The 21,740-nt window shown below is 59.3% G+C and carries 17 protein-coding genes and 1 pseudogene; 4 read left to right on the top strand and 14 right to left on the bottom strand.

Annotation, left to right across the window (positions count from 1 at the left end; genetic code table 11):
* Window positions 1–334: 334 nt before the first annotated feature.
* Both IC37_RS07940 and IC37_RS07935 read right to left on the bottom strand, forming a co-directional pair.
* Window positions 335–2,863: a sulfite reductase flavoprotein subunit alpha gene (locus IC37_RS07940; RefSeq protein ID WP_030128060.1), complete on the bottom strand. Its 2,529-nt coding sequence runs from the start codon at window positions 2,861–2,863 to the stop codon at window positions 335–337.
* A gap of 292 nt (window positions 2,864–3,155) precedes the next feature.
* The gene (locus IC37_RS07935) at window positions 3,156–5,414 is read right to left on the bottom strand and encodes a TonB-dependent siderophore receptor (RefSeq protein ID WP_030128059.1); all 2,259 of its coding nucleotides are present in this window, start codon (window positions 5,412–5,414) and stop codon (window positions 3,156–3,158) included.
* Window positions 5,415–5,620: 206 nt separating this feature from the next.
* Here IC37_RS07935 and IC37_RS07930 point away from each other — a divergent pair, with 206 nt between their 5' ends.
* Both IC37_RS07930 and IC37_RS07925 read left to right on the top strand, forming a co-directional pair.
* On the top strand, window positions 5,621–6,301 hold the full coding sequence (locus IC37_RS07930; RefSeq protein ID WP_030128058.1) for a Fe2+-dependent dioxygenase: 681 nt from the start codon (window positions 5,621–5,623) through the stop codon (window positions 6,299–6,301).
* A 57-nt stretch (window positions 6,302–6,358) separates the two neighbouring features.
* A complete protein-coding gene (locus IC37_RS07925; RefSeq protein WP_051414783.1) occupies window positions 6,359–7,069 on the top strand; it encodes a tetratricopeptide repeat protein in 711 nt (236 codons plus the stop codon).
* Between the two features lie 121 nt (window positions 7,070–7,190).
* Here the strand turns inward: IC37_RS07925 and IC37_RS07920 are convergent, their stop codons facing one another.
* The 5 genes from IC37_RS07920 to IC37_RS07900 form a co-directional block, all read right to left on the bottom strand.
* Window positions 7,191–8,354 carry a type III PLP-dependent enzyme gene (locus IC37_RS07920; protein WP_030128056.1) on the bottom strand — a complete coding sequence of 388 codons (1,164 nt, stop codon included), beginning with the start codon at window positions 8,352–8,354 and terminating at the stop codon, window positions 7,191–7,193.
* Between the two features lie 524 nt (window positions 8,355–8,878).
* Window positions 8,879–10,036: a betaine/proline/choline family ABC transporter ATP-binding protein gene (locus IC37_RS07915; protein ID WP_030128055.1), complete on the bottom strand. Its 1,158-nt coding sequence runs from the start codon at window positions 10,034–10,036 to the stop codon at window positions 8,879–8,881.
* A complete protein-coding gene (locus IC37_RS07910) occupies window positions 10,033–10,686 on the bottom strand; it encodes an ABC transporter permease (RefSeq protein ID WP_030128054.1) in 654 nt (217 codons plus the stop codon). The genes IC37_RS07915 and IC37_RS07910 overlap by 4 nt, the downstream gene beginning before the upstream one ends.
* 12 nt (window positions 10,687–10,698) lie before the next feature.
* Window positions 10,699–11,592, bottom strand: coding sequence for a glycine betaine ABC transporter substrate-binding protein (locus tag IC37_RS07905; protein WP_030128053.1), 894 nt, complete (start codon window positions 11,590–11,592; stop codon window positions 10,699–10,701).
* A 20-nt stretch (window positions 11,593–11,612) separates the two neighbouring features.
* Entirely contained in the window at window positions 11,613–12,329 is a 717-nt protein-coding gene (locus IC37_RS07900) for an ABC transporter permease (protein ID WP_030128052.1), read from the bottom strand.
* Between the two features lie 329 nt (window positions 12,330–12,658).
* Between IC37_RS07900 and IC37_RS07895 the strand changes: the two genes are divergently transcribed.
* The gene (locus tag IC37_RS07895; RefSeq protein WP_030128051.1) at window positions 12,659–14,242 is read left to right on the top strand and encodes a peptide chain release factor 3; all 1,584 of its coding nucleotides are present in this window, start codon (window positions 12,659–12,661) and stop codon (window positions 14,240–14,242) included.
* Window positions 14,243–14,373: 131 nt separating this feature from the next.
* Here the strand turns inward: IC37_RS07895 and IC37_RS07890 are convergent, their stop codons facing one another.
* Complete coding sequence (locus IC37_RS07890; protein WP_030128050.1) at window positions 14,374–14,748, bottom strand: DUF4440 domain-containing protein; 375 nt, start codon at window positions 14,746–14,748, stop codon at window positions 14,374–14,376.
* Window positions 14,749–14,796: 48 nt separating this feature from the next.
* Window positions 14,797–15,449, bottom strand: a pseudogene (locus IC37_RS07885) (HD domain-containing protein).
* Between the two features lie 276 nt (window positions 15,450–15,725).
* Between IC37_RS07885 and IC37_RS07880 the strand changes: the two are divergent.
* Window positions 15,726–15,938 (top strand): hypothetical protein, encoded by a 213-nt coding sequence (locus tag IC37_RS07880; RefSeq protein ID WP_030128049.1) that lies wholly within the window; start codon window positions 15,726–15,728, stop codon window positions 15,936–15,938.
* 172 nt (window positions 15,939–16,110) lie between these two features.
* Here IC37_RS07880 and IC37_RS07875 read toward each other — a convergent pair whose 3' ends face one another.
* The 5 genes from IC37_RS07875 to IC37_RS07855 all read right to left on the bottom strand — a co-directional run bounded on the left by IC37_RS07875 (window position 16,111) and on the right by IC37_RS07855 (window position 21,674).
* A complete protein-coding gene (locus IC37_RS07875; protein WP_030128048.1) occupies window positions 16,111–17,091 on the bottom strand; it encodes a peptide ABC transporter ATP-binding protein in 981 nt (326 codons plus the stop codon).
* Window positions 17,091–18,059 (bottom strand): ABC transporter ATP-binding protein, encoded by a 969-nt coding sequence (locus tag IC37_RS07870; RefSeq protein ID WP_030128047.1) that lies wholly within the window; start codon window positions 18,057–18,059, stop codon window positions 17,091–17,093. Before IC37_RS07870 ends, IC37_RS07875 begins: the two co-directional genes overlap by 1 nt.
* Window positions 18,060–18,069: 10 nt before the next feature.
* Entirely contained in the window at window positions 18,070–18,981 is a 912-nt protein-coding gene (locus IC37_RS07865) for an ABC transporter permease subunit (RefSeq protein ID WP_030128046.1), read from the bottom strand.
* A gap of 13 nt (window positions 18,982–18,994) precedes the next feature.
* Window positions 18,995–20,005: an ABC transporter permease subunit gene (locus IC37_RS07860; protein ID WP_030128045.1), complete on the bottom strand. Its 1,011-nt coding sequence runs from the start codon at window positions 20,003–20,005 to the stop codon at window positions 18,995–18,997.
* Window positions 20,006–20,078: 73 nt separating this feature from the next.
* Entirely contained in the window at window positions 20,079–21,674 is a 1,596-nt protein-coding gene (locus IC37_RS07855) for an ABC transporter substrate-binding protein (protein ID WP_030128044.1), read from the bottom strand.
* Window positions 21,675–21,740 lie beyond the last annotated feature (66 nt).

The following is a 21,740-nucleotide window of genomic DNA, read 5'->3' as shown; positions in this document are numbered from 1 at the left end:
AAAAGCGGCGCTGAAATTTCCTATTTCATGTTGTTACTGGAGGCCGATGAGCAATGGCGCTGGTTCGGCTGTGGCCCGCAGCTCTCGGAGGTGAACATCGACGGGCAAAGGGGGGAGATGAGTGTGGTGCTGCGGGGGTGTTTGAGCGCAAGTTGCAGCCGGTGTGAGGGCCGCATGATCGTTCCCACGCTCTGCGTGGGAATGCCTCAACGGACGCTCCGCGTTCGGCTTGAAAGGGACGCGGAGCGTCCCGGGCTGCATTCCCACGCGGAGCGTGGGAACGATCAACAGTCCGCAATCGCGGGCAAGCCCGCTCCCACAGGGATCAATGGTGTCAGTAGACGTCGCGGCGGTAGCGGCCTTGTTCGATCAGGCGGTCGACCTCTTCAATGCCCAGCAATTCGTTGAGCGCGTGATCCACCCCTGAAGCCATCCCCTGCAAACTGCCGCAGATGTAAATCACGGCGCCATCGGCCAGCCATTTTTTCAGCTCGGCGGCGGATTCGCGCAGGCGATCCTGCACATAGACCTTGTGCGTCTGATCTCGGGAAAACGCCAGATCCAGACGCGCCAGGTCGCCGTTGATCAACCATTCCTCAAGCTCTGCGCGACACAGGTAATCGTGTTCCCGATTACGCTCGCCGAACAGCAGCCACTGACGCTGCTGCCCGTCGGCAATCCGTGCCTTGAGCAAACTGCGCAACCCGGCCAGTCCGGTGCCGTTGCCCAGCAGGATCATTGGAACTGGTTCGTTCGGTAGATGGAAGCCACTGTTGCGTCGCACCCGCAAACTGATGCCGCTACCCACGGGCGCATGCTCGGTCAACCAGCCGGAACCGACGCCCAAGGTGCCGTCGGAATGCAGTTCCTGACGCACAATCAATTCCAGCACGCCGTCGGCGGCTATCGAGGCGATGGAGTATTCGCGCATGGCCAACGGCACCAAGGCGTCCGCCAGCGCTTGCGCGTGCAGGCCGACCAGATGAGCGCGATTCTCGGGCAGTTGGCGGCTGGCCAGGGCTTGTTCCAGCGTTTGCGACAGGCCATCGAACTCAACCGTGGCTCGACCGTCAATCCCCAGGCCGTCGAGGAAATGCTCGATGTCCCACGGACAATTGCGCGGCAGCACTTCCACCAGGTCACCGGCCAGCCAGCTGCTGGTGGTAGGGGCGGTGAGGCCGAGCAAGTACACAGGCGAACCGCTGCTGTCCGGGTTCATCAATTCGCGGCGGGTCAGGGTCCAGTTGTCGTAGCTGGGTGCTTGCCAGGTATCCACCGGCGCCTGGCCCGTCAGCAGGCCGAGTTGTTGTTGCCAGTGACGCAAGGCGTAAGGATCACCGCTGTCGACTTCCACCGGGGCGAACAAGGTCTTGCCGCCGTGCTCGCCCAGCCAGGTGTGCAAGCGGCGGGCGAAGCCGCAGAAGTGTTGATACTGGCGGTCACCGAGGCCGAGTACGGCATAGTTAAGGCTGTCGAAACTCAGCGCTCGACCCAACACTTTGCGTTCGAATCCTCGGGCGCTGTCCGGTGCTTCACCGTCGCCGAAGGTGCTGACCACAAACAGCGCGTTGCTGGAATCCTGCAGGTCCTGTTCACTGACATTCGCCAACGGTTGAACCTTCACCGGTAACCCGGCGGCCTGCAATTGTCCGGCGGTCTGCCAGGCCAGTTGCTCCGCGAATCCGCTCTGGCTGGCGAAGCCGATCAGCCATGCGGGCGCGTCGCTGCCCCGTTGCGCGAGGCCTTTGCGGGCATTCTTGATTTGACGTTTCTTGCGTCGACGGTCCAGGTACAGCAACCAGCCAGTGACGAAAAACAGCGGCATGGCCAGCGCAGCAATCGTCAGGATTATCCGACCGACCATCCCGAAATAACTGCCGACGTGCAGCGCATAAATACTGGTCAGCAACTGTGCCTTGAGGCTCTTGTCGCTGTAGCGGTCATGACGGCTGACGATGCCGGTCGCCGGATCGAGGGTGATCTGGTTCAGTGCGCGGTCGTGGGGTGAATTCTTCAGCAGATAGAACACAGTTGCCGGTTGCCCGGCCACGGGCGGCATACGCACGTTGTAGGATGAAAGATCAGGGCCAGCGGCACTGTAGATGCTGCTCCATATGGCGGCGTAATCGGCAGTGGGAGCCGGACCGCTTGGTGCAGGGCCGCGACCACTGCGCACTCGTTCGTTCTGCGGCGAATCGGAAAGCAGCCGGGTCAGGCCTTTGTTGTACCACTCGTACGACCAGGACAGCCCGGTCAGCGCCGCCAGAAGGTAGAACACCAGGCACCAGGTACCGGCCACCGAGTGCAGATCCCAGTTGAAGCTACGACCCTTTTTATTCCAGTCCAGGGTCAGCCAGGCGCGCCAGCTTTTCCACTGGCGCGGCCAGCGCAGGTACAGGCCGGACAGACAGAAGAACAGCAGAATCAGCGTACAGGCGCCGGTGATCTGCCGACCGATATCGCCCATGGCCAAGACCCGATGCAGTTGCAGCATCAGGCCAAAGAAGTCCTGGCCCGTGACGTCACCCATGAATTCGGCGGTGTACGGGTCGAAGTAACGCATCGCCCCGCGGCGTTCGCCTGGCGGCGCGGTGAAGATTACCCGCGCGGCGTTACCGCTGTCGGTCTCGACCCAGAGCATCGAGACTTTCTTGCCCGAGGCACCTTCGATTTTCTCCACCAGCTCGGCAGGCGGCAGCACGCCGGCGATCTGCTTTTCGACGTGCAGCACAGAGGGGTTCAGCGCGCGCAGGATTTCATCCTGAAACGATACCGCCGCCCCGGTAATGCCCATCAGGGCCAGGACCAGTCCGGCACTGATGCCGAAAAACCAGTGCAACTGGAACAGGGATTTCTTCAACACGTCGCTCGCCTTGTTCGTTCAAAAGTCATCATCACGGCGCGCATTATGCCGTGAGTTGTCGAGAAGGATTCTTTTTTACACACAAAAGCCCCGTTCACTTCGATGAACGGGGCTTTGGCCTAATGCCAGTCAGTTACGCCGCGGAACCTGTGGGAGTGGGCTTGCTCGCGAAAGCGATTTAACATTCAACAAAGATGTTGGCTGTCAGACCGCCTTCGCGAGCAAGCCCGCTCCCACAGGGATTTTCGCTTAACTGTCGGGCATTAGGGCTTTGGCCTTCACGCTTCTGTTATCAGAAGTGGAAGTTGGCACTCAGCAGGGCGGTACGGCCCGCCGCCACGTGGGCGTAGTGGTTCTGGAGTATCTGGTCGAAGTAACGCTTGTCGGTCAGGTTCTGTACGTTGAGTTGCAGGTCGACGTTCTTGGTCAGACGGTAGCTGGCCATCGCGTCGTAACGCCAGTAGGACGGGATTTCCACCGAGTTGGCGACGTTGCCGAACTGAGAGTCGACGAAGGTCGCACCGGCACCGACGGTCAACTTGTCCGGCACCAGGTCGTAGGTCGACCAGAACGTGAAGTTATTCCGTGGGGTGCTTGGCATGTGGTTGCCTTCATCGGCGGCGAGGGTGGTTTTGACCACTTCGCTGTCCATGTAGGTGTAGCCGCCGAAGACTCTCCAGTTATGGGTCAGCTTGCCGGTGTAGGTCAGTTCCAGGCCATTGACCTGCTGTTCGCCGTCCAGCACTTGAGTGGTGCCGCCGTCCGGATCGTTGATTCGCGCGTTGGTTTTCTCGGTGCGGAACAGCGCGGCGGTCAGCGACAGATCGTCACCGAAGAAGTCCCACTTGGTACCGATCTCGTAGTTGCGATTTTTTTCCGGCTCCAGAGTGCTGTTGTTCGCTGCCAGCTCCAGGCCACCGTTGCCGCTGGTTTCGCCGGCGGGGTTGCTGGAAGTGGAGTAGGCCACGTAGACGCTGCCATTAGGTGCCGGGTTGTAGACCACGCCGATCTGGTAGTTCACCAGGTCGCTGGTGTTCTCACGGGAGAAACTGCCCGCTGGGGCTGTGCTGCCAGCGTTGGCGAAGCCGCTGGATTCGACCTGGAAGTTGTCGTAACGCAGGCCCAGATTCAGGGACCATTGCTCGTTGAACTTCAGGGTATCGAACACGTAGGCCGCGGCGGTTTTGGTGTCGGTATCGGTGAAGGCTTTGCTGTCGGTGATTGTGCCGCTCCAGTTACCCCCAGGCGTCGGGTTGTACAGACTGGTGCAGTCGCCGGAAGTGAACAGGGCGCTGTTACACCGGGTTCCGCTGGCGGTGGAGGTCAAGAGGTACGGGCGGTTGTGGGTATCCTGATAGGAAAACTCCAGGCCGGTCACCAGGCTATGCTCGATGGCGCCAGTGTTGAATTTGGCGCTCAGGTCGGTCTGGCTGACCCAGCCGCTGGACGTCGAGTTACGGCTCTTCGCGCCACGATAAACGCTGCCATTGACCACGTTGCCCTTGCTGTCGTCCGGGTTGCTGACGATGTAGTCCAGGGTCGAACGGGACATACGGAAGCTGTTCGACACGGTCAGGTCTTCATTCAGATCGTGTTCGATCTTGATGGTGCCGCTGTCATTGGTGGTTTCGCGAAAGTCGCGACCGGTGAGGCCGTAGAAGTTGTCGCGATCGACATTCACAGGTTTATCGACGTTGTGCTTGCTGCGGTTGGGGCTCAAGGTCAACGGGATGCCATAGTCGGGCATGTCGTCGGTTTCGACGTGGTAGTAGCCGACGGTCAAGCGGGTATCGGTGCCCAGTCCGAAAGCGAAGGACGGCGCCACGCCCCAGCGACTGACGTCCACGGCATCACGGCCGGCGACGTTGGCTTCGTGCTTCATCAGGTTCAGACGCACGGCCGAGGTATCGGTCATCTGTTGGTTCAGATCGAGAGTGGTGCGCTTGGTCTGATCCGAACCCCAAGTGAAGCCACCGTTGTAGGCGTTGCCCAGTTTGGCGGTCTTGCTCACCAGGTTCAGGCTGCCACCGGTGGAACCGGCGCCGGTGAAGGCTGAACCCGGGCCTTTGCTGACTTCGATCGATTCGACGTTGAAGATCTCGCGGCTCTGGGACGCCGGGTCGCGCATGCCGTCGACGAACGTGTCGCTTTCGGCGTTGAAGCCACGAATGATCGGACGATCGCCCGCCGGGTTGCCACCTTCCCCGGCACCGAAGGTGATGCCCGGAGTCGTGCGCAGGGCGTCGACCAGGCTGGTGGCGCCGGTGTCGCGAATCACCTGTTGCGGGATCACAGTGACGCTTTTCGGCGTCTCGCGCAGTGGCGCGGTGTACTTCTTGGAGGCCGAAGTATCGGTCTTGTAGGAGGCGTCATCCTGCTCGCCCACAACGCTGGTCGCGTCCAGGGAAATCGCATTGTTCAGTGCTTTTTCGCCGGTCTTCTCGGCCGCGAAAACCATGTGGCCCGCAGAGCCGGCAGTGATCGCCATGCCAATTGCAGAGGCGAGCAAACGCGGTGAACTGACCGTTAATTGTAGTTGTTGGCGTGACATGTGAGTTCCCCTCCCCAAGGATTTGAGGCCGCGGAATATAGGGTAAACACGTATCTGTATCAATTGCGAAACGTTGCTATTCGCGATTAATTTACATTCTTTACAATTGACCTTTACGGTTTTTGCCGTTTCATTCGTCACCCGGGTTTTACACAGGCAATAAGAATCAATACCATTGACGCCCCTTTGCCTTCAGGTGTCTTTTCATGTTGCTGCACATTCCCGGCGTGTTCGCGAAAGAAGAAGTGCAGCGCATTCGCGAGGCCCTGAAGCAGGCGGATTGGGCCGATGGCAAAATCACCGCCGGTTACCAGTCGGCCAAGGCCAAGCACAATCTGCAATTGCCCGAAGGGCATCCGCTGGCCAAGGAAATCGGTGCGGCGATGCTCGAACGGTTGTGGAAAAATCCGCAGTTCATGTCGGCGGCATTACCGCACAAGGTCTTCCCTCCGTTACTGAACGGTTACACGGCTGGCGGCAGTTTCGACTTTCACATCGACAACGCCGTGCGTCAGCCCAAGGGCAGCATCGAGCGGGTGCGCACCGACCTGTCGGCGACGCTGTTCTTCAGCGAACCGGAGGACTACGACGGCGGCGAACTGGAAATCCAGGACACCTTTGGTACCCAGCGCGTGAAGTTGCCGGCCGGCGACATGGTGCTGTATCCGGGCACCAGCCTGCACAAAGTCAACGCCGTTACGCGTGGCACCCGTTACGCCTCGTTTTTCTGGACGCAAAGCCTGGTGCGTGAAGACAGCCAGCGTGCCTTGCTGTTCGAGATGGACGGGGCGATTCAACAGCTGACCCAAGACATGCCCGACCACCCTTCATTGATCCGCCTGACCGGCACCTATCACAACCTGTTGCGTCGCTGGGTCGAGGTGTAAGTGACGGATTTTCGGTTGCGCCGCGAGGAAATCCTCGATGGCGACCGCCTCAAATGGATGCTCGAGGAAAGCCCCGCACGGGCGGCTCAGGCAATTCTGATCGCCGCCCGTGAAGACGTTCTCGATGCTCAGGCGTTGCTCGGGCAGATCCTGCTGGACGGGCGAGGGATTGAGCAGGATCAGCCGCTGGCCTTGTGCTGGTTCGAGATTGCCGCTCAGCGTGGACATCTGATGGCGCGCAACATGCTCGGTCGGTGTCATGAACATGGCTGGGGTTGCACCGCCGACGCCACGATCGCCGCGGGGCATTATCGCGTCGCCGCTGAAGCCGGACTGGATTGGGCGATGTACAACTACGCCAATCTGCTGGCCACTGGACGCGGGGTGATCGAGGATCAGGTGCAAGCACTGAATCTGTATCGCCGAGCCGCTGAATTGGGCCACGCAAAGTCGATGAATTTGCTGGGGCGTTATCTGGAAGAGGGCCGGGTTTGCCCGGCGGATCCGCAAGCTGCCCGCGACTGGTATCGACGCTCGGCGGTGGGCGGGGATTTTCGTGGGCAATTCAGTTATGCCGCCGTTCTCGCGGATGAAGGGAACATCGACGAGGCGTTGGTCTGGTTGCGCAAGGCACTGGATGGCGGGAATCTGAATTTCTTGCGAGTGGCGAGCAAGGCGTTGTTGAACGCAGTGAATCCGCGCATTCGGGAATTTGCGGGCCTCTACCATCAACGCTTCGTTCAGCTGAACGATGAGCGGAGCGAATGAGGGGTTGTTGTCGTCTGTGGCATGTGCGGGACGACCGGTAGCAACTACTTAGGCAGCCTGGATTGTCAGACACAAAAAAGCCCATGACACGTCATGGGCTTTTTGATTTCTGCGTGTAGTTTTACACGTAGAAGGACTTCAGCGGCGGGAAGCCATTGAACTCAACAGCGCTGTAGCTGGTGGTGTAAGCACCGGTCGACAACCAGTACAAACGGTCACCGATCGCCAGGTTCAGCGGCAGACCGTACTTGTAGTTTTCGTACATGATGTCGGCGCTGTCGCAGGTTGGGCCGGCGATGACCACTTCTTCCATCTCGCCTTTCTTCTCGGTCCAGATCGGGAACTTGATGGCTTCGTCCATGGTTTCGATCAGGCCGGAGAACTTGCCCACATCCGTGTACACCCATCGCTCGACGGCGGTACGGGATTTACGCGCCACCAGCACCACTTCACTGACCAGAATGCCGGCGTTGGCGATCAGCGAACGGCCCGGTTCCAGGATGATTTCCGGCAGGTCGTCGCCGAAGTCTTCCTTGAGGAAGCGGATGATTTCTTCGGCATAGGTTTCCAGGCTGTTGGTGCGGGTGATGTAGTTGGCCGGGAAGCCACCGCCCATGTTGATCAGCTTCAGGTGGATGCCGTCTTCTTCTTTCAGACGCTCGAAGATCACTTTGACCTTGGCGATCGCCGCGTCCCAGACGCTGATGTCACGCTGTTGCGAGCCCACGTGGAACGAGATGCCGTACGGCACCAGGCCCAGGTCTCGGGCGAGGATCAGCAGGTCCATGGCCATGTCGGTCTGGCAACCGAATTTGCGCGACAACGGCCAGTCGGCGGTGGTCGAGCCTTCGGTCAGGATGCGCACGTAGACTTTCGAACCCGGTGCAGCCTTGGCGATGTTGCGCAGGTCGGCTTCGGAGTCGGTGGAGAACAGGCGCACGCCCTTCTCGTAGAAGTAGCGGATGTCCTTGGATTTCTTGATGGTGTTGCCGTAGCTGATACGGTCGGCGCTGACGCCGCGATCCATCACTTTGTCCAGCTCGTAGATCGAGGCGATGTCGAAGCTCGAGCCTTTGTCTTTGAGCAAGTCGATGATTTCCACGGCCGGGTTGGCCTTGACCGCGTAGTAGACCTTGGCGAATTCGAAACCGGCGCGCAGGTCATCGTAGGCCTGGCTGATCATCGCGGTGTCGATCACCACGAACGGGGTTTCTTGTTTGTCGGCGAAGGCCTTCATTTTCTGGAAGGTATCACGCGCGAAATAGTCTTCGACATTGATCGACATGCTGGGAACTCCTACTGGCAAACTGAAATTATCAATGGGTGCGAGGGTGTGTCATCAATGAGTTCACTCGTGAACTCATTGATGACACACCCTCCTGAACGCCCTCCGTATCCCCACTTTGGTTCGCCTACTTCCCAAGGCATGTCGCCGAAAGCAAAAAGGCCATGGGAGGCGGTGCTTACCCTTGGCCTTGCTGTCTCGTCGTCAGTACTTGAGCCGGATGGATCGTTTCCAGCATGGACGTTCGGCGCGAACTTTAGGGCGTGAGGGGCTTGAGATCAACAAAAAATGTCGCGTTTTTGCACGCTTCCGTCGTGCGGTCCCGGACAGCTACTGATGTAACCGACCTGCATGACAGTGTGATGTTCCCCGAATGAGGAATTTTGGAGGGATTTGCATTGCCTGATCGTTCCCACGCTCTGCGTGGGAATGCCGCCCCGGACGCTCTGCGTCCAGCCGTTGAGACGCAGAGCGTCTCTGGATGCATTCCCACGCGGAGCGTGGGAACGATCAGTAGAAAGGGATCAGGCTAACGCAGCTTCCGCTGGCGAAACAATACTCGTCTTGCCCCCACGGGACTTGCCGGAGCTCAAATACTCGGCAATCGATTCCTGGGTCACTTCCCCCAGGAACACTCGCTCCGCGTCCATCACCGGCAGCCACGAGCGATTGAACTCGTACATGCGCGACAACAGGATGCGCAAATGCTCGTCGTACGCCGCGATGGCGTTGAACTCGCGCAGGTATTGCGTGCACGTGCCGGTCTGGCGGTGCAGGTCGCGACGGCGCACGTAGCCCAAGGCCTTGTTCTCGGCGCAGGTAACCACCACGTAGCGACGGTCTAGTTCGTCCATCAACTCCAGCGCTTCGGCCACCGGCGTTCCCGGGCTCACCGATGGCGCGTTGTCCGCCGCGTCTTCGGCTTTCACCAGCAGCAGACGCTTGAGGGTGCTGTCCTGGCCGACGAAGTTGCTGACAAAGTCATCCGCCGGGTGCGCGAGCAGGGTGTCCGGGTGGTCGATCTGCAGCAGTTTACCGGCACGGAAAATCGCGATCTTGTCGCCCAGCTTGATGGCTTCGTCGATGTCGTGGCTGACCATGATCACGGTTTTGTTCAGCGCCCGTTGCATCTCGAAGAACTCGTTCTGAATCATCTCGCGGTTGATCGGGTCGACCGCGCCGAACGGTTCGTCCATCAACAGCAACGGTGCATCCGCCGCCAGCGCACGAATCACGCCGATCCGCTGCTGCTGGCCGCCGGACAGTTCTCGCGGATAACGATGCAAATATTGCTTGGGTTCGAGCTTGATCATGCTCATCAACTCGCGGGCGCGGTCGTGGCATTTCTGTTTGTCCCAGCCGAGCAGGCGCGGAACGATGGTGATGTTTTCCTCGATGGTCATGTTCGGGAACAGACCGATTTGCTGGATCACATAACCGATGTTGCGCCGCAGGGTCACTTCGTCGAGGCCGGTGGTGTCTTCGCCGTTGATCAGGATCTTGCCGGAGGTCGGTTTGATCAACCGGTTAATCATCTTCAGCGTAGTGCTTTTGCCGCAGCCCGATGGCCCGAGGAACACGCAGATTTCGCCTTCATTGACGGTCAGGCTTACCGAGTCCACGGCTTTCACATCTTTGCCGTTGCTTTGGAAGGTCTTGCTGAGGTTTTGAAGTTCGATCATTTGAGTAATCCTTTTGGCGTCAGCATGCGTTGCAGCCATTGCAGAAGCAGGTCGGCGAAGATGGCCAGGAGACTGACCAGCACGGCGCCGACAATCAGCATCGACATGTCGCTGCGGCTGATGGAAGCGAGAATGAGTACACCGAGGCCACCGGCGCCGATGGTCGCGGCGATGGTCATCACGCCGATGTTCATCACCACGGCGGTGCGCACACCGGCGAGGATCACCGGCACGGCGATCGGCAGTTCGACCATGCGCAGGCGCTGGCCGAAGGTCATGCCGATGCCACGCGCCGCTTCGCGAATGCCCGGTTCGACGCCGGTCAGGGCGAGGTAGGTGTTACGCATGATCGGCAGCAACGAGTACAGAAACACCGCGGTGATTGCCGGCATCGGGCCGAGGCCCTGGCCGAATTTCGAATAGAACGGCAGCAGCAGGCCGAACAGCGCAATCGACGGCACGGTCAGCAGCACCGTGGCGCTGGCTTGCAAGGGGGCGGCGAGGGTCGGGAACCGCGTCATCAGGATGCCCAGCGGCACGCCGGCCAGAATCGCCAGGGTCACGGCGATGCCGACCAGGGTGATGTGCTGCCAGGTCAGGTGCAAAACCTGCGGCCAATCGAGATGGGAAAAGGCGTTCAAAAATTCCATGGCTTTTCCTCCTCAGTTGATGGGGTGCTGGCGCAGGAAATCTGCAGCAACGGATGAAGGGCTTTCGTGATCGACATCGACCCGTGCGTTGAGCTGACGCATGGTGGCGTCGTCGAACAGTTCGGCCAGCGGCTTGAGCTCTTCGGAGAGTTTCGGGTGGGCGTCGAGGTAAACCTGACGCACCACCGGCGCGGCGGTGTAGTCCGGGAAGTAATGCTTGTCGTCTTCCAGCAACTTGAGCTTGAAGGCGTTCAAACGACCGTCGGTGGTGTAGACCAGACCGGCAAACACCTGGCCATTGCGAAGGGCGGTGTAGACCAGCCCGGCGTCCATCTGACGGATGTTGTTGCGGGTCAGGTTCATGCCGTAGAGGTCGACCATGCCATCGAGACCGTCGGAACGGTTGGCAAACTCGGTGTCCAAGGCGACGAGGTGATTGGTCTTCGCCTCAGCCTGCAGCACTGTGTTCAGCTCACTGATGGTGTTGATCTGCGGATAAGCCTTCGCGGTGTTTTCCGGCAGTGCCAGGGCGTAGGTGTTGCTGAATTTCGACGGGGTGAGCCAGACCAGGCCTTTTTTCGCGTCGAGTTCTTTTACTCGGGCGTAGGACTGTTCGCTGTCGAGTTTTTCTGTGACATGGTTGTAGGCCACGAGCGAAACGCCGGTGTATTCCCACATCAAATCCAATTGACCACTTTCGTGGGCGCTGCGGGCCAGGTTGCTACCCAGACCGCCCGTCACTTGGGTGTCGTAACCCTTGGTGCGCAGGTATTGGGAAGTGATTTCCGCCAGCAGGGTTTGTTCGGTGAACACCCGGGCGCCGATGCGGATCAGCGGTTTTTCAGCGGCTTGGGCAAATCCTGCGAACAGCAGAACGCAGCCCAGTAATAGGCTTAGCTTTTTCATAAATATTCCTTTGCCGAGGCTTAAGACGGGCGCAAGCCGCGTTCGAGCCAGAGGCGGCTGGCGAGTGTCACCAGTCCGTCGAGCAGCAAGGCCAGCAGGGCGGTGCATGCCGCGCCGAGCAGCAGTTGCGGCTGATTGTTCAGGGCAATGCCGGGGAAAATCAGGCTGCCCAGGCTATTGGCGCCAATCAGGAACGCCAGCGGTGCAGTCCCGACGTTGATCGCCAGCGCCACGCGCACGCCGCCAATGATGATTGGCATGGCGTTCGGCAGTTCGACCCGCCACAGCACCTGAGTCGGTGTCATGCCGATGCCGACGGCCGCTTCCTTGAGTGAACCCTGGACGTTTTTCAGCCCTTCGTAGGTGTTGCGCACAATCGGCAACAGTGAGGCGAGGAACAAGGCGAAGATCGCGGGGCCGCTGCCGATGCCGAGGATACCCAGGGCGATGGCCAGTACGGCGAGAGGCGGCACGGTGTTGCCGATGTTGAAGATCTGCATGAAGCGTTCGGCGCGTCCAACCATGGTCGGGCGGCTGAGGAAGATACCGGCAGGGATGCCCACAGCGAGGGCGGCCAGCATGGAAGCGAGGACGAGAACCAGATGAGCTTGCAGGTAAAACAACAAATCGTCGCGGTACTGTTCGATCGTGTTGATGCCGATCCAGTGGATCAGCAGGGCCAGAAGGGCGATTACCAGCGCGCCTCCTATCAGCCCTTTGCCATAGTGGATAGCCACAGGCGGACTCCTTTTTTCAGTCGGCGAACACTCTTTCGTGTGGCAAGGCCTTTCTTGGCTGCCGAAAAAATGATCGCGAGAAGCAGCTCGTTCATGCCGGCAAAGCAGCATGCAATCAAGCCATGAGCACAGCCTCGTCAGGCCGAATTGCAGGTGTTTCAGGCCCCCGACGAGTGGTCGTTACGGGGGAGTGGACGTCTCCATGCTTTAAAAGGTTCCCATCTGCGGCAGCATTTGGCCACCCCTAATGTGCTCAACGGTTCGGTTATTGACTCAAGTTGGGCTATAATCTGCGCCCTTTTTTTGAATCACCTGCCAGGCGATTTCCCATGACCAAACAGGCCGCCGAAGTCGCGAAACGCCGCACTTTCGCCATTATTTCCCACCCCGATGCCGGTAAAACCACCATCACCGAGAAACTCTTGCTGATGGGCAAGGCGATTGCGGTTGCCGGCACGGTGAAATCTCGCAAGTCCGACCGCCATGCCACCTCCGACTGGATGGAAATGGAAAAACAACGGGGTATTTCGATTACCACGTCGGTCATGCAGTTTCCATATCGCGAGCACATGATCAATCTGCTCGACACCCCGGGCCACGAAGACTTCTCCGAAGATACCTACCGCACTCTGACAGCGGTGGACTCGGCCTTGATGGTCCTCGACGGCGGTAAGGGTGTAGAGCCACGGACCATCGCGCTGATGGACGTCTGCCGTCTGCGTGACACGCCGATCGTCAGCTTCATCAACAAACTCGACCGCGACATCCGCGACCCGATCGAACTGCTCGACGAAATCGAAGCGGTCCTGAAGATCAAGGCTGCGCCGATCACCTGGCCGATCGGTTGCTACCGCGATTTCAAGGGTGTTTACCACCTCGCCGACGACTACATCATCGTCTACACCGCTGGCCACGGTCACGAGCGCACCGATGTGAAAATCATCGAGAAGCTCGACTCCGATGAAGCCCGCGCGCACTTGGGCGACGAATACGATCGCTTCGTTGATCAGCTGGAACTGGTGCAGGGCGCCTGCCACGAATTCAATCAACAGGAATTCCTCGACGGCCAACTGACACCAGTGTTCTTCGGTACTGCACTGGGCAACTTCGGTGTCGATCACGTGCTCGACGCCGTGGTCAACTGGGCGCCGAAACCGCTGGCCCGTGTCGCCAACGAGCGCACCGTGGAACCGGTCGAAGAGAAATTCGCCGGCTTCGTGTTCAAGATCCAGGCGAACATGGACCCGAAACACCGCGACCGCATCGCCTTCATGCGGATCTGCTCCGGCAAATACGAAAAAGGCATGAAAATGCGCCACGTGCGCACCGGCAAAGACGTGCGGATCGGCGATGCGCTGACGTTCTTCTCCTCCGAGCGTGAGCAGCTGGAAGAAGCGTTTGCCGGCGACATCATCGGCCTGCACAACCACGGCACCATCCAGATCGGCGACACCTTCACCGAAGGCGAAGTCCTGGGTTTCACCGGCATCCCGCACTTCGCCCCGGAACTGTTCCGTCGCGTGCGTCTGCGTGATCCGCTGAAATCCAAGCAACTGCGCCAGGGCTTGCAGCAACTGGCCGAAGAAGGCGCCACTCAGGTGTTCTTCCCCGAGCGCAGCAACGACATCATCCTCGGCGCCGTCGGTGTGCTGCAGTTCGATGTGGTCGCCAGCCGTTTGAAAGAGGAATACAAGGTTGAATGCTCTTACGAGCCGATCACTGTTTATTCCGCGCGCTGGGTCGAATGCAGCGACAAGAAGAAGCTTGAGGAATTCTCCAACAAAGCGGTGGAAAACCTCGCGCTGGACGGTGGCGGTCACTTGACCTACCTGGCCCCGACCCGGGTCAACCTGGCGCTGATGGAAGAGCGCTGGCCGGATGTGAAATTCCGTGCGACGCGTGAGCATCATTAAGCGCTGAGCCGTAACACCCAAAGCCCCGATGCGTAAGCTGCGGGGCTTTTTTGTAGCTGGCGCATTCCATTGTAGGAGCGAGCTTGCTCGCGATGATCTCAAGGGCGTCACATTTATTCAGGAAGGGCGCATTATCGTTGGCCTCCATCGCGAGCAAGCTCGCTCCTACAAAAAAATGTTCCCTGATGAAACACCATCTGCCATTGCTCGTCCTGCTTACGCCAGATTGAACTACGCAGGCTGTTGGTGGCGGCAGTCCGACATTGATAGGTCACCAGGGCGGTGTGTTTTGATAGTGGCTTGACCGCGAATTTGCTGATGGTGCGTTGGGTGAAGGTTTCGTCCGGCAATTGCTCGACCAAGTCCGCTTTGGTCCAGATGTTACCGCTGGCACCGAACTCGATGAATTCGTCGGCGATCAGGTTAGAAATTTCTCCGGCATCGTGGCGGGTAGCCTGGGATAAGAGGCGTTGTTCGAGTTCCAGTAGTATTCGTGACAGTTCCATGGTACTGGCCTTTGTCTGAGTCGTTTGGTCTTACGTTAGCGCGGTCGATCAGCCAATGCCGATCTCTTCCTTGAACTGGTCCAAAAATCCTTTCAAGCGTTCATGGCGAATCTGCGCCAGGACATTGTCCTCGGTGGTCTGGAAACAGTCTGCCAAGTGCAGCAATTTGGTCTGGAAATGGTCAAGGCAAAAGCGCTGGTAGTCGTAAGCGCGTTCATTCGCTTCGGGATCCAGCGGGTCGTCAAGCGAACGGCCTAAACGTCCGCCAACGTAGAACATGCGTGCAGCGCCGAGCATACCCAAAGCGTCCAGGTGGTCGGCATCCTGCAGGATTTTCGCTTCCAGTGAGATTGGAGTGATGTTGGCGGAAAAGCTATGGGCTTCGATGGCATGGGCGACGGCGGCGATTTTGGCGTTGGGCCAAGCCATGTCTGCCAACACTCGTGACGCTTTCTGTGCTGCTAGCGTTGAGGCCTGCGAACACAACGGCGAGCTCTTTTCCACTGCCACACAGTCGTGCAACAGCACGGCTGCCAATAGCACCTCAAGATCGCCACCCTCTTGCGTATGTAGCAAGCGCACGCTGTGCCATACCCGTTGCAGGTGAGACAGATCGTGGCTCCATCCTCCTAGGGTTCCAGTGCATGAGGCAGCAGCGAATTGGCGAGTGATTGCATGGGGGCGAAAGCGCTGGAAGTCATCCTGTGTCCCTTGATCAAAACGTGCCTTCTGTCCAGACGTCCTGCTCTGTGCAGGTCGTCCAATCCTGCGAGGGATTTTCATGGTGCGCAATCATTAAGCGGTGATTTTGGTGTTTGATCTTTTCGGCATAACACCTATTCGAAACCAATCTCCCCGCCAACGGCATTTTCTGCTACCCGGTAGCGTCCTGTCTGGAGAACCCGGTCAATCGGAACTAAATTTCATTCAGTACCTTTCAGGCATCCATGCGTCACCCACAAAGGATGGAATCGGCTATGAGCATTTTTCAACGCATTGTGTTGTTGCTTAAGGTTTTGGTGATGCTGTCCCTCGGCACGTCGGCGGTGGCGTGGGCAGAATGTGAGGACCATGAAAAACAGGCCTTGAACGGGCAAGGCGTGCATAGCGAGCTGATGATCGCTGCGACTGAATCAGACGAAGACGACCCAGACGCCGATGAGGAGGACGAGGAAGACACGCAAACGTAAATGTCGGACAAAAGAAAACCCCTCTCCACGACTGATGCGCAATCGGAATAAAAGGGGTTGGTGAACAGGTCAAGTATCTCTGTGGGAGCGGGCTTGCTCGCGAAGGCGTCATGCCAGTCAATAGCAATGTCGACTGACAGACCGCTTTCGCGAGCAAGCCCGCTCCCACATTTTACGCCGCGCCGTCGAGGAATTGCTCGGCGTAGTGGCAAGCCACCTGACGGGTATCGACCAGGCGCAGGAGCGGTTCTTCCGTGGTGCAGCGCTCGGTCGCGTACGGGCAGCGCTTGTGGAAGGCGCAGCCGGACGGCGGGTTCAGCGGGTTGGGCAATTCGCCGACGATCTTGATTTTCGGCTTGTCCGGATCCGGGTGGATGGTCGGAGTGGCCGACAACAGCGCCTGGGTATACGGGTGCAGAGGGCGGGTGTAGATGTCCTCTTTCGGGCCCATTTCCACCGGGCGTCCGAGGTACATCACCATCACGTGATCGGCGACGTGACGCACCACCGCCAGGTTGTGGGAGATGAACACGTAGGCGGTGTTGAACTCTTGCTGCAAATCCATGAACAGGTTGAGTACCTGCGCCTGAATAGATACGTCCAGGGCCGAGGTCGGTTCGTCCGCGACCAGCACTTTCGGGTGCAGCATCATCGCGCGGGCCAGGGCAATCCGTTGGCGCTGACCGCCGGAGAACATGTGCGGGTAGCGCTGGTAGTGCTCGGGACGCAAGCCCACCTGTTTCATCATGGCCTGGACTTTGTCGCGACGTTCCGAGGCGCTGAGGTTGGTGTTGATCAGCAGCGGCTCGGCGAGTTGATCACCGATTTTCTGCCGTGGGTTCAAGGACGCGTACGGGCTCTGGAACACCATCTGCACATCTTTGCGCAGCTGCTTGCGCTGAGCCTTGTCGGCGCCGGCGACTTCCTGTCCGGCGATTTTCAAGGAGCCGGAGGAGGGCTCCTCGATCAGTGTCAGGGCGCGGGCCAGGGTGGATTTGCCGCAACCCGATTCGCCCACAACGGCGAGGGTTTTGCCGGCTTCCAGTTCGAACGACACACCGTTAAGGGCGCGCACGGTCGCATGACCCTTGAACAGGCCGCGGGACACTTCGTAGTGACGGGTCAAGTTGCGGGCGGTAAGTACGACGGCCATTACGCCACCTCCTGATTCAGCGGGTAGAAGCAGCGGGCGAGGCTGTTGCTTTTCGGGTCAAGGGTTGGCCGCTGCACGCGGCAGTTGTCCTGCACGTACGGGCAGCGTGGCGACAGCAGGCAGCCTTGTGGGCGGTCGTAACGACCGGGAACGATGCCCGGCAGTGTCGACAGGCGTGCGGCACCCAGGCTGTGTTCCGGAATGGCCTTGAGCAGTGCTTCGCTGTAGGGGTGCGCCGGCATGTCGAACAGCTGTGGCACCTGGCCGACTTCAACAGCCTGGCCGGCATACATCACGCACACGCGCTGGGCGGTTTCGGCTACGACCGCGAGGTCGTGGGTGATCAACACCAGGCCCATGTTCTGCTCTTTTTGCAGGGCCAGCAGCAGGTCCATGATCTGCGCCTGAATCGTTACGTCCAGCGCAGTAGTCGGTTCGTCGGCGATCAGCAGTTTCGGTTCGCCGGCAATCGCCATGGCAATTGCCACACGCTGGCTCATGCCGCCGGAGAGTTGATGCGGGTAGGCGTCCATACGGCTGGCGGCGCCCGGGATTTCCACTTTTTCCAGCAGTTCGATGGCGCGCTTGCGGGCGTCCTTTCTGGACATTTTCAGGTGCAGACGCAGCACTTCTTCGATCTGGAAGCCGACGGTGTAGCTCGGGTTCAGCGCGGTCATCGGGTCCTGGAAAACCATGGCCAGGTCTTTGCCGACGATTTGCCGACGCTGACGGTTGCTGAGCTTGAGCATGTTCTTGCCGTCGAAATTCAGGGCGTCGGCGGTGACGATCCCCGGATGCTCGATCAGGCCCATCAGCGCCATCATGGTCACGGACTTGCCGGAACCCGATTCGCCGACGATGGCCAGCACTTCACCTTTGTCCACGGAAATGTCGAGACCGTCGACGACCGGAACAGCGTTGGCGTCGCCGAAGCGAACGTTGAGATTCTTGATTTCTAACAGTGACATTTGAATCTCCTCAGGCGGCGTTCTTGAGTTTCGGGTCCAGCGCATCGCGCAGGCCGTCGCCCATCAAGTTGATTGCCAGCACGCTGAGCAAAATGGTCAAACCAGGCAGACTCACCACCCACCAGGCGCGTTCGATGTAGTCGCGAGCCGAAGCCAGCATGGTGCCCCACTCCGGGGTCGGCGGTTGTACGCCAAGGCCGAGGAAGCCCAGCGCTGCGGCATCGAGAATCGCCGAAGAGAAGCTCAAGGTGGCCTGAACGATCAGCGGCGCCATGCAGTTGGGCAGCACGGTGATGAACATCAGGCGGGGCAGACCGGCACCGGCCAGACGCGCGGCGGTAACGTAGTCGCGGTTCAGTTCGCCCATCACCGCGGCGCGGGTCAGACGAACATAGGACGGCAACGAAACCACGGCGATGGCGATAATGGTGTTGATCAGGCCAGGGCCGAGGATGGCGACAATCGCCACGGCCAGCAGCAAGGACGGCAGGGCCAGCATGATGTCCATCAGACGCATGATGGTCGGGCCGAGCACGCGCGGGAAGAACCCGGCGAACAGACCCAGCAGGATCCCCGGAATCAGCGACATGACCACCGACGACAAGCCGATCAGCAAGGACAGGCGCGAACCGTGAATCAAACGCGACAGCAGGTCGCGACCGAGCTCATCGGTACCCAGCAGGAACTGGATCTGCCCGCCTTCCAGCCAGGCTGGCGGCGTCAGCAGGAAGTCGCGGTATTGCTCGCTTGGGTTATGCGGCGCGACCCAAGGGGCGAACAGTGCGCAGAAAATCACCAGCAGCATGAACATCAGGCCGGCGACGGCGCCTTTGTTCTTGGAGAACGCTTGCCAGAATTCTTTGTATGGAGACGGGTACAGCAGGCTTTGATCGACTGCTACCGCTGGAATTGAAGTGGTCATGGTCATAATGATCTCAGCGCTGGTGACGAATGCGTGGGTTGGCAAAGCCGTAGAGGATGTCCACCACGAAGTTGACCAGAATTACCAGGCAGGCGATTAACAGGATGCCGTTCTGCACCACGGGATAGTCCCGTGCGCCAATGGCTTCGATCAGCCATTTGCCGATGCCGGGCCAGGAGAAAATGGTTTCGGTCAGGACTGCACCGGCCAGCAACGTGCCGACTTGCAGGCCGACCACGGTCAGGACCGGAATCAATGCGTTACGCAGGCCGTGAACGAACACCACGCGCGCCGGCGACAGGCCTTTGGCGCGGGCGGTACGGATGTAGTCTTCACGCAGCACTTCGAGCATCGACGAACGGGTCATCCGCGCGATGACCGCCAGCGGAATGGTGCCGAGCACGATGGCCGGAAGGATCAGGTGATGCAGGGCATCGAAGAACGCCCCGACGTCATTGGCCAGCAACGTATCGATCAGCATGAAGCCGGTGCGCGGCTCGATGTCGTAGAGCAGGTCGATCCGCCCGGACACCGGGGTCCAGCCCAGGCTCACCGAGAAGAACATGATCAGGATCAGGCCCCACCAGAAGATCGGCATCGAGTATCCCGCCAGGGAGATGCCCATCACCCCATGGTCGAACAGGGATCCTCGCTTGAGTGCCGCGATCACCCCGGCCAGAAGGCCCAGGATACCGGCGAACAACAGGGCGGCCATGGACAGTTCCAGGGTCGCGGGGAATAGAGAGCTGAACTCGGTCCAGACGCTTTCCCGGGTACGCAGGGATTCGCCAAGATCGCCGTGGGCCAGTTTGCCGATGTAATCCAGGTACTGGGCATACAGGGGTTTATTCAGACCCAGGCGTTCCATTGCCTGGGCATGCATTTCGGGGTCGACTCGACGTTCGCCCATCATCACTTCCACGGGGTCGCCAGGAATCATGCGAATCAACGCGAAAGTCAGCAAGGTGATGCCGAAGAACGTGGGGATCAGTAACCCCAGTCGGCGGGCAATAAAACTAAACATCGTAAGGTGTACCTCATCAGCCGGTTAGGCGTGCCCGGCAGCGCTGGGGTCAGCGATGCCGAGCGTTTCTTATCTACTTCACCTGGGTGGTGGCGAAGTTATTCGTGGTGAGGGGGCTAATGTGATAACCCTCTACGTTGCTGCGCATTGCCGTGAACATCCGGGTGTGCGCCAGGCTGATCCACGGCTGGTCCTGATTGAAAATGGCCTGGGCCTGTTCGTAGAGCGCGGCGCGTTCGGCCGGATCCACTTTGGCCCGTGCCTGGTCGAGCAGTGCCTGGAATTTCTCGTTGCACCAGCGTGCATAGTTTTCGCCGTTTTTGGCGGCCTCACAACTGAGCATAGGCGTCAGGAAGTTATCCGGGTCACCGTTATCGCCAGCCCATCCAGCGGCCACCATATCGTGCTCGCCGTTTTTCGCGCGCTTGAGCATTTCGCCCCATTCCATGACACGAATATCGACCTTGATCCCGATCTTCGCCAGGTCAGCCTGCATCATCTGCGCGGCGAGCATCGGGTTCGGGTTGGTTGCACCCCCACCGTTGCGGGTGAACAGGGTAAACACCGTGCCTTCCGGCACACCGGCTTCCTTGATCAGGGCGCGAGCCTTGTCCAGGTCGCGGGGCGGGTTGGTCAATGTGTGGTTGTAGCCCAGCAAGGTATCTGGGTACGGGTTGACCGCCACGGTGGCATTGCCTTTGCCGAACAGGGCGTTGACCGCCGCTTCTTTGTCGAAGGCGATGTCGATCGCTTTGCGCACCCGTACATCACTCATGTACTTGCGAGTGGTGTTCATGGCGATATAGGAGACGGTCATCGCGTTCAGCTCATCGACCTTCAGCTTGTCGTCTTTCTTGATGCTCGGGATGTCATCCGGTTTCGGATACAGCGCGATCTGGCACTCGTTGGCCTTGAGCTTTTGCAGGCGCACGTTGTTATCGGTGGCGATCGCCAGGACCAACGCGTCAGCCGGTGGCTTGCCAAGGAAGTAGTCCGGGTTGGCCTTGAAGCGAACCTGAGCATCCTTGGCGTAACGCTGGAAGACAAACGGGCCGGTGCCGACCGGCTTGTTGTTCAGGTCGCCCATCTTGTCGGCCTTGAGCAACTGTTCGGCGTACTCGGCGGAGTAGATCGAGGAGAACGCCATGGCGATGTCGGCCAGGAACGGCGCTTCACGGCGAGTCAGAGTGAACTTGACCGTGTTGTCGTCGACCTTCTCGACGCTCTTGAGTAGCTCTTTGAAGCCCATACTTTCAAAGTACGGGAAGCCCACGCTCGACTGCTTGTGCCACGGATGATTCGGGTCCAGCTGACGCTGGAAACTCCAGACCACATCGTCGGCAATCAAGTCGCGGGTCGGCTTGAAGTAGTCGGTGGTGTGAAACTTGACGCCCTTGCGCAGGTGGAACGTGTAGGTCAGACCGTCGTCGCTGATGTCCCACGACTCGGCCAATGACGGAATCACTTCGGTGGTACCGGGCTTGAAACCCACCAGACGGTTGAAGATGGTTTCGGACACTGCATCGCCTGTGACTGCAGTCGTGTACTGGACCATGTCGAAGCCTTCCGGGCTGTTTTCGGTACAGACCACCAAGGGTTTGGCCGAGACGCCGACGGCGACACTCAGCAACGCGGCAGCGATGGCCGCTCGTAGGGGAAGCATTTTCATCTAGAGCCCTCTGCAATCGGTTGAACAGAAAAGCCAGACGGCCGACTCATCATGAGTCAGCCGCAG

This window comes from Pseudomonas sp. QTF5, assembly GCF_000512695.2.
GTDB lineage: Bacteria > Pseudomonadota > Gammaproteobacteria > Pseudomonadales > Pseudomonadaceae > Aquipseudomonas.
The sequence above is the reverse complement of the archived record's forward strand: the minus strand, read 5'-3'. Positions and strand labels throughout refer to the sequence as shown.

Bases quoted from the DNA above. Each gene is read 5' to 3' on its own strand.
- IC37_RS07925 (WP_051414783.1), top strand. From the start codon at position 6,359: ATGCTCGAGGAAAGCCCCGCACGGGCGGCTCAGGCAATTCTGATCGCC.
- IC37_RS07915 (WP_030128055.1), bottom strand. From the start codon at position 10,036: ATGATCGAACTTCAAAACCTCAGCAAGACCTTCCAAAGCAACGGCAAA.
- IC37_RS07855 (WP_030128044.1), bottom strand. From the start codon at position 21,674: ATGAAAATGCTTCCCCTACGAGCGGCCATCGCTGCCGCGTTGCTGAGT.
- IC37_RS07895 (WP_030128051.1), top strand. From the start codon at position 12,659: ATGACCAAACAGGCCGCCGAAGTCGCGAAACGCCGCACTTTCGCCATT.
- IC37_RS07935 (WP_030128059.1), bottom strand. From the start codon at position 5,414: ATGTCACGCCAACAACTACAATTAACGGTCAGTTCACCGCGTTTGCTC.
- IC37_RS07880 (WP_030128049.1), top strand. From the start codon at position 15,726: ATGAGCATTTTTCAACGCATTGTGTTGTTGCTTAAGGTTTTGGTGATG.
- IC37_RS07890 (WP_030128050.1), bottom strand. From the start codon at position 14,748: ATGGAACTGTCACGAATACTACTGGAACTCGAACAACGCCTCTTATCC.
- IC37_RS07930 (WP_030128058.1), top strand. From the start codon at position 5,621: ATGTTGCTGCACATTCCCGGCGTGTTCGCGAAAGAAGAAGTGCAGCGC.
- IC37_RS07870 (WP_030128047.1), bottom strand. From the start codon at position 18,059: ATGTCACTGTTAGAAATCAAGAATCTCAACGTTCGCTTCGGCGACGCC.
- IC37_RS07910 (WP_030128054.1), bottom strand. From the start codon at position 10,686: ATGGAATTTTTGAACGCCTTTTCCCATCTCGATTGGCCGCAGGTTTTG.
- IC37_RS07860 (WP_030128045.1), bottom strand. From the start codon at position 20,005: ATGTTTAGTTTTATTGCCCGCCGACTGGGGTTACTGATCCCCACGTTC.
- IC37_RS07920 (WP_030128056.1), bottom strand. From the start codon at position 8,354: ATGTCGATCAATGTCGAAGACTATTTCGCGCGTGATACCTTCCAGAAA.
- IC37_RS07875 (WP_030128048.1), bottom strand. From the start codon at position 17,091: ATGGCCGTCGTACTTACCGCCCGCAACTTGACCCGTCACTACGAAGTG.
- IC37_RS07905 (WP_030128053.1), bottom strand. From the start codon at position 11,592: ATGAAAAAGCTAAGCCTATTACTGGGCTGCGTTCTGCTGTTCGCAGGA.
- IC37_RS07865 (WP_030128046.1), bottom strand. From the start codon at position 18,981: ATGACCACTTCAATTCCAGCGGTAGCAGTCGATCAAAGCCTGCTGTAC.